The sequence below is a fragment of the Bradyrhizobium sp. PRIMUS42 genome, from assembly GCF_023006515.1.
Classification (GTDB): Bacteria; Pseudomonadota; Alphaproteobacteria; order Rhizobiales; family Xanthobacteraceae; genus Bradyrhizobium.
Genome location: NZ_JALBGZ010000294.1, coordinates 1 through 7329, shown reverse-complemented (window position 1 = coordinate 7329; position 7329 = coordinate 1). Strand labels below are relative to the sequence as shown.

The following is a 7329-nucleotide window of genomic DNA, read 5'->3' as shown; positions in this document are numbered from 1 at the left end:
GAGATGGCGACGGAAGGCCCGTGCGCCGGGCACCGCGTGGAACGCGCCGACGAAATGCCGCGTGATCGCATGCAGCCGCGTGCCGCGCGCGAGCTGCTGCGCGATATAGGGCATCATCGCCTCGAGCGCGTCCTGCATGGATCCATGCGGGGCTGCCTCGCCGAAGATATCGGAATCGACAGCGAGCAGCCGCCACGGCTCCTGATAGGCGGCACGGCCGAGCATCACGCCGTCGACATGTTCCAGATGCGCCTTCGCCTCGTCGAGCCCAGGAATGCCGCCATTGATGATCACGGGCACTCCGGGCATTGCGCGCTTGAGGCGATAGACGCGCTCATAGTCGAGCGGCGGGATGTCGCGGTTCTCCTTCGGAGACAAACCGTTGAGCCAAGCCTTGCGGGCATGCACGATCAGCGCGTCGCAGCCGGCGGCGACCACCCCGCGCGCGAGCGCATCGAGCGCAACCTCCGGATCCTGGTCGTCAATGCCGATACGGCACTTCACCGTGACGGGAACGGCGACTGCGCGCTTCATTGCTTCGACACACCTTGCCACCAGCTCCGGCTCCGCCATCAGGCAGGCGCCGAAGCGGCCATCCTTCACGCGATCGGACGGGCAACCGACGTTGAGATTGATCTCGTCATAGCCGAACGCCTCGCCGATCGCCGCCGCCTGCGCGAGCTCGCGCGGATCCGAGCCACCAAGCTGAAGTGCAACCGGATGCTCGATCGCGTCGAACCCAAGCAACCGCTCCCGGTCGCCATGAATGATGGCGCCAGTGGTCAGCATCTCGGTGTAGAGCAGCGCCCGCCGCGTCAGGTGACGATGGAACACCCGGCAGTGCCGGTCAGTCCAATCCATCATGGGCGCGACGGAAAATCGATAATCTTGATCTTTCAACAAGTTATCCTACACTATCAAAGGACTAGAAGAGGAACATACACCCTGTGTGTGCACTCCAAACTAGCCAAAATTGCACCCGTTTGTACCTCATTTGATCTCGCGGTGCACACGTAGCGCACACGAAATTGGACGGGAGTGCACACGCAATGGCGACCTTCACAAAGCTCGATTCCGGGAGCTGGCGGGTCCAGGTGCGGCGCAAGCGGCAGTATGTGGCCAACACATTCTACGGCGGCATGACGCTGAAGAATGGGCCCGTGACGTGGAGCGGTCGATCGATCGCGGGATCCCGGTTAGACGGACTCGTCCCCACGAACCACCGCGGATCTTTTCCCACTTGATCACGCTTCACATCGACGATCTGACCGAAGTCGGAAAGTCTATCGGACGGTCCAAGGCCGCCGTAATGGAGGCATTGAAGGTCTCCCTCGGAAGAGTAAAGATTCAGGATCTAACGCGCGAGCGATTGATCGAATTTGGCAAAAGGCGAGCGAAGCAAGGCGCAGGCCCATCGACGTTATCGATCGATTTCTCTTTCATCCGAATCGTCACCGTTGCCGGCGAAGAAGCTGTACATCCCGTATTCGTCGAGATCTTTGAAATAGAAGCCAACACGGCTCTCGACGAAATGGTCGAGGTGAAAAGCTTGGGGGTGAGCGGTCTCGAACACCATTTCGCCGTGCTTGGCCCGCCACAACGGCTGGTCGCGCTCCCGCCAAGGTGCGGGATTTCACGCACGGCATGATGGGGAATGAGCGGATAAGAAAAGACCCGGTCGTGAGCATCATCAACACCCAGTCCAACAGCCCTGGTGCCGTTCAACAGGTCGGTGTCGGCGAGTTCTCGCAGTCCGCCATCATCAATTACCATCAACAGCTCGTGCAGGCGATCGACCGGGCTTTGGCGTCACCTGAGTTTCAGCGGCTTGAGCAGAGCCAGAGGGAAGGCTTCCGAGACATCGCGGAGGTCGTGAAGGATGAAGCGGTCAAGCCGAACCCCGATCCCGTGAAGCTGAAGCGCTGGTCTGAGCGTCTTGTCGGTCTGGCGAAGGAAGTCGGTATGCGTGTGGCCGTCAGTGAGATCGGCCAAGCGATCACGCATATCCTCGGGGCGGCGATCTAGTTGCAGGTACTTGCAATCTGGCGGAGGAGCGGGGGCGAGGTTGAAGAAGTCACTATGGAAGGGTGCGCTCAATAGCGTCGGCTGACCTGCGGCGCAAGCGCGCCGGAACGTTCGCACGTCAACTCTTGCCCCCGGCGCAGCCGTTATCTCCCGCGGCAATGACCTGGGGCAAAACATCAGGCTGTTCGCCGCGCGCCAAATTAATCAGAACAATTCTGCTATGCCGCGGGTCTGCCAGCATTCGTCCAACCGCGTTCCAAGATTTTTGCTATCCGCCGGATACCCAGCGACGAGATCTCTTAGGCAACGGCACGCGCCGGCAGCGGTGTGGAAAGAAGGCATCGGCCGACCCGGTCGGACTGCTGGCCGGCACGGCCGCAATGATCGCGGTGGCCGCCATGGCGTGCCAGTACGCACTCCTCCGTCTGGCGGTTCCGGGCGCGATCTCGACGACGGTGATGACCGGAAATCTGGCCAACGCGGTCTTGTCAGCGATGGACTTGCTGACCGACCGACGTCCCTTGCTGCCGCACGATTCGACCCCGCTGAATCGCTCGCTGGGTCGCCTGTTCGGATTCGTCTTCGGATGTGTCGTTGCAGCAGCAGCAACTTCACTGGCAGGAGATTGGGCCTGGTCCCTTCCGGCCGCACTGGCCGCTGTTGCGATCGCGGTGCGTTAGCGGCTGCCGGCGAGGCTGCAATCGCGCCCAGCTATCCCTTCGGCCTCACAGCCAATGAGGCCGGCGCTGCAAGCAGCGGAATTTTCGAATATATCGTGACGTCGTCCTGACCGAGTGCACCTGATCGCCCGAGGCGCCTATTCACAACGCTTGCTCCCGTTGGGTCACCGCTATGCCGGGTGCAAGGTTCCTCGATGCTGGAGCCGCGCGGCACGATCATCATCAGTTGCTGCGCCGGCCATCCACATCAGCCGCCAAAAGCCGCCTGGGCCTCGGGAAGATCCCAGATCTTGCCGATCGCAGCCGTCCCTGCCGATGTTATCGCGGCCTCATCGCCACGAACGTAGCGACCGGCGTCGATGAGCACGCAGCCATCGACCATGACCATATCGATGTTGGCGCGGTTGGCCAGCGCAACCAGTGCGCGCCTGACATCGAAGAGCGGCTGCAAATGCGGATGGGTGAGATCGACGACCGTGAGATCGGCGGTCGCACCCGGCGCAATTCTGCCGAGATCCGGCCGCTTGATGACGTCGGCCGCGGTTGCGGTGATCGACTCAATCAGTTCAGGCGAGTTGGCAACATCAGCGCGCTGCGACACGATCTTGGAGATCAGTGAGGCTGCGTTGAGCTCGCCGAGCAAATCCATGTTGTAGCCGTCGGTGCCGACGACGGTCCGCACGCCATGCTCGGCAAAGCGGCTGAACGCGGCCGTGACGCCGGCGCGCGCAAACACGCGCGGGCAATTCAGCACAGTGGCCCCGCGCGCCGCCATCAATTTCAGATCGTCATCGGTCGACGCGATGCAGTGCGCCGCCAACAAGTCCGGCGCCAGGAGACCAAGCCAGTCGAGATATTGCGCCGGCGTGCGCCCCCCATAGCGCTTGCCAATGGTCTCGACCTCGGCGCGGCTCTGCGCCAGATGCGTCGTGATGGGAACACCGAGTTCGCGCGCACGCTCCGCACAGGCTTTCAAGAGATCCGGACCGCAGGTGTCGGTCGCATGCGGGCTCATGGCGAGACTGATGCGCCCATCGCCACAACCGTTCCAGCGCTGATACAGCGCGTCCCAGGTCGCCATATCGGCTGCGCCGTCGTCGCCGGCATAGCGGACCACGCCGTCCGCACCGGCCTTGGCGTCGGAGGTTGAGAACAGATAGGGCGCCCCGTAGAAGCGGATACCCATCTCTTCCGCCGCGTCGAACATTTCCGGAATCGTGTTGCGGAACGGCTCCATCACCGTAGTTGCGCCACCCTTCAGGAGCTGGAGGATGCCGAGGCGCGCCACCGAAAGCCGCTCCTCCCTCGTCAACAGGTCAGCGCCACGCTTCGTCAGCGGCAGAAGCACCGTGTACACAATGCTCTGATTGTTGCGGCGCCCGTTGCCATCCTCGGTGTGGCTGCGCGCTACTGCCTCGCTAAAGCAGTGATTGTGCAGGTTCATTAGGCCCGGCAACATCAAGCGGCCGGGTTTGTCATAAATCTGCTCCGCGGCGGGACGATCGCGCGTAACCGCGGCGATCTTCCTGTCTTCGATCAACACCCAATGATCGCGCAGGACATGCTGCACGCCGTCCTTGTGTGACAGCACATAGCTGCCGAAGATCGCGATCGTGCTCATGCGGGGCGTACGTTCCAGAAGACGGCGGTGCCGTCGAGAATGCCGGTAATGCTCTTGCGGTAGGCGGTCGGCTGCTTGTACTGGCCGATCGGAATATAGGGAATCTCCTCGAAAGCCAGCGCCTGGATCTCACGGCAGATTCGCTGCTGCTCGGCGAGATCGGAGGCTGCCAGCCATTGGCTGCGCAACGCCGCCATCTTGTCGCTCTTGTACCAGCCGGCCACCTTGCCCTCACCGCGCAGGTTGGTATTGCCAGCGGGATTGAGCCAGTCGATGCCTTGCCAATTGGCGACCGCCGCGCTCCAGCCGCCCTGCCCGATCGGCTCCTTCTTGAGCTGCCGTTGCAGCACGACGGCGAAATCGAGGCCGGCATACTCGACGTTCATCCCGGCCTTTCGCAAGCTGTCGACCGCAATCTCGCCCAACGGTTTCTGGGCCAGCGAATTGGTCGGGACGAGCAGCACGATCTTCTCGCCATTGTAGCCGGCAGCCGCCAGGTCTGCCTTAACCTTGGCGTAATCGCGGGGCCTGCGGAAGACGTCGAGCCCGACATCGCTTGCCATCGGCGTATCCGGCGCAAAGAAGCCGATCGGCGAGTATTGGTGGGCGGGAGCGGTGCCTGCCACGGCCGTCATGAAAGAGGACTGGTCGATCGCGCCGAGCAGCGCCCGGCGGACGGCGGGATTGTCGAACGGCGGCTGCAGATGATTGAGGCGCAGCATGCAAGTGTAGCCTCTGGGATCGAGGATCCGCGTCTCGACATCCTCGGCCGCTCGCAGCACCGGCAATAGATCGTGCGGCGTGGTTTCCTGCCAGTCCTGCTCGCCGGTCTGGAGCGCGGCAACGCCGGTGCCGGCATCCGGCGTGGTGGTCCAGACCACGCGGTCGAAATGCACGATCTTGGGGCCGGCGGTCCAGTCCGGCTTGCCTTCGGCGCGTGGCTGATAGCGGTCGAACTTTGCGTAGGCATTGCGCGCGCCCTGCACGCGCTCGTCGGCGAGGTAGCGGAACGGTCCGCTGCCGATGACTTCGGTCAGCGGCTTGAACGGATCCTGGCTCGCCAGCCGCTCCGGCATCATGAAGCAGGCGTTGATCGCGGCCTTGCCGAGCGCCTGCGGCAGGAGCGGAAACGGCCGCTTGAGGCGGAAGCGGATGGTGCGGTCGTCAGCCGCCGACAGCTCGTCAGTCGCTTCCATGAGCTCGCCGCCAAACCCGTCTCGCGCCGCCCAGCGGCGGATGCTCGCGACGCAATCGCGTGCCAGGACCTTTTCTCCGTCGTGCCAGAACAGGCCATCCCGCAAGGTGAGATCCCACTGCCGGTCGTCGCTCGAGACGACATGGCCCGACAGCATCTGCGGCGAGACCTGAAGCGAGGAGCTGATGCCATAGAGCGTGTCGTAAACCATGAAGCCGTGGTTTCGCGACACTTGCGCTGTCGAATATATTGGATCGACGAAGGCAAGATCGATCACTGGAATGAAGCGCAGCGTGGTCTGCGTTTCGGCACGCACGATCCCCGGCAGCGACAGCGCCGGCACGGCGGCTGCGGCCTTGAGCAGTGAGCGACGGGACACAGGCATCGAAACAAGCCTCCTAGGACGCAAAGCGGGCGAGGCGGCCGATCGGCGCGCCCAGCACCTCGTCGTTGCGCATGACGATGTGGCCGCGCACGATGGTGGCGAGCGGCCAGCCGGTGATTGGCTTGCCGGCAAACGGCGTCCAGCCGCAGGGCGAAACGATCCAGGACTCCTCGATGGTCCGCTTCGCCTTCATGTCGACCAGCGTGAAATCGGCATCGTAACCGGCGGCGAGCCGTCCCTTGCCGACAAGGCCGTAGACGCGCGCGGGACCCGCTGCCATGAGGTCGACGAGTCGCGCTAGCGACAGCCGGCCGGCATTGACGTGATCGAGCATCACAGGAACGAGCGTCTGCACGCCGGTCAGCCCCGCGGGACAATCGGGCCAAGGCAATTCCTTGGCGGCGCGCGAATGCGGCGCGTGATCCGAGCCGATGGTGTCAACGATGCCGTCGCGCAACGCGGCCCAGCTCGCCTCGCGGTGGCGCTCGCCCCGGATCGGTGGATTCATCACGCCAAAACCCTTGAGCGTGTCGTAACAGTCCGGCGCGACCTGCGTCAGATGATTGACGAGCACCTCGACAGTCGCGATGTCGCGATGTTCGCGCAAATAGCCGAGCTCTTCCGCGGTCGAGACGTGGAGGATGTGCGCCGGACGGCCGGTCTTGCGCGCCAGCGCCATCAGGCGGCGGGTGCCGAGAAAGGCGCACTCCTCGTCACGCCACTCCATATGCGATCGATGCGGCATGCCGCGCGAGAACATCGGCTTGCGCGCCTGCAGGCGATACTCGTCCTCGCTGTGGAAGGCGATGCGGCGGCGGCCCGCGCGCATGAGCTTTTCGAGATGCTCATCGTCTTCCACAAGCAGTGAAGCGGTCGAAGATCCCGCGAACACTTTGATGGCGCAAACGCCAGCTTCGCTTTCGAGATGCGCAAGCTCGCCGATATTGGTCTTGGCGCCGGCGATGTAGAGGCCGATGTCGCACCAGCTGTGCTCTTCGGCATAGCCTCGCTTCCAGTCGAGCCGCTCCTGATCGATGATCGGCGGGTTGGTGTTGGGCATGTCGAACAGCGTGGCGATGCCGCCGAGCACGGCGCCGCGCGTGCCCGTGCCGAGCGTCTCCACCTTGGCATCGCCGGGGTCACGCAGATGGACGTGGCTGTCGATCAGGCCGGGCAGCACGTGAAGGCCGCGAGCATCGATCACGTGATCGGCGGTGTCGGCCGATGTCGCCGACAGTGTCGCGATCAGGCCACCGGCAATACCGACGTTTGATGTCTCCTCGCCCCAGGGCGTGACGCAGGTGCCGTTCCGGATCAGGAGATCATAATGCATCGTCTGCTCTCATTGTCTCAACACGACCGCGCCGACGGCGGCGGCGACCGCCTGCTGCGCCGGCTCGACCACGGGCACGCCGATTGCCTG

General features: G+C 63.6%; 7 protein-coding genes. 3 read left to right on the top strand and 4 right to left on the bottom strand.

Going from position 1 to position 7329, the window contains the following annotated elements; translation table 11 throughout:
• A partial coding sequence (gene dusA / locus MOV75_RS21065; RefSeq protein WP_258719595.1) for a tRNA dihydrouridine(20/20a) synthase DusA occupies positions 1-903 on the bottom strand: 903 nt, incomplete at its 3' end.
• A gap of 337 nt (positions 904-1240) precedes the next feature.
• Between dusA and MOV75_RS21060 the strand changes: the two genes are divergently transcribed.
• From MOV75_RS21060 to MOV75_RS21050, 3 genes are all read left to right on the top strand, one after another.
• Entirely contained in the window at positions 1241-1648 is a 408-nt protein-coding gene (locus MOV75_RS21060) for a hypothetical protein (protein WP_246929146.1), read from the top strand.
• Between the two features lie 32 nt (positions 1649-1680).
• Positions 1681-2025 (top strand): hypothetical protein, encoded by a 345-nt coding sequence (locus MOV75_RS21055; protein WP_246929147.1) that lies wholly within the window; start codon positions 1681-1683, stop codon positions 2023-2025.
• A 158-nt stretch (positions 2026-2183) separates the two neighbouring features.
• Positions 2184-2705, top strand: coding sequence for a DUF1275 family protein (locus tag MOV75_RS21050; RefSeq protein ID WP_247006521.1), 522 nt, complete (start codon positions 2184-2186; stop codon positions 2703-2705).
• A 247-nt stretch (positions 2706-2952) separates the two neighbouring features.
• Here MOV75_RS21050 and MOV75_RS21045 read toward each other — a convergent pair whose 3' ends face one another.
• The 3 genes from MOV75_RS21045 to MOV75_RS21035 are packed head-to-tail and all read right to left on the bottom strand — an operon-like array spanning position 2953 to position 7239.
• A complete protein-coding gene (locus MOV75_RS21045) occupies positions 2953-4326 on the bottom strand; it encodes an amidohydrolase family protein (RefSeq protein WP_246929151.1) in 1374 nt (457 codons plus the stop codon).
• Positions 4323-5906 carry an ABC transporter substrate-binding protein gene (locus MOV75_RS21040; RefSeq protein ID WP_246929154.1) on the bottom strand — a complete coding sequence of 528 codons (1584 nt, stop codon included), beginning with the start codon at positions 5904-5906 and terminating at the stop codon, positions 4323-4325. Before MOV75_RS21040 ends, MOV75_RS21045 begins: the two co-directional genes overlap by 4 nt.
• Before the next feature lie 13 nt (positions 5907-5919).
• Complete coding sequence (locus MOV75_RS21035) at positions 5920-7239, bottom strand: dihydroorotase (RefSeq protein WP_246929155.1); 1320 nt, start codon at positions 7237-7239, stop codon at positions 5920-5922.
• Between the last annotated feature and the right edge of the window lie 90 nt (positions 7240-7329).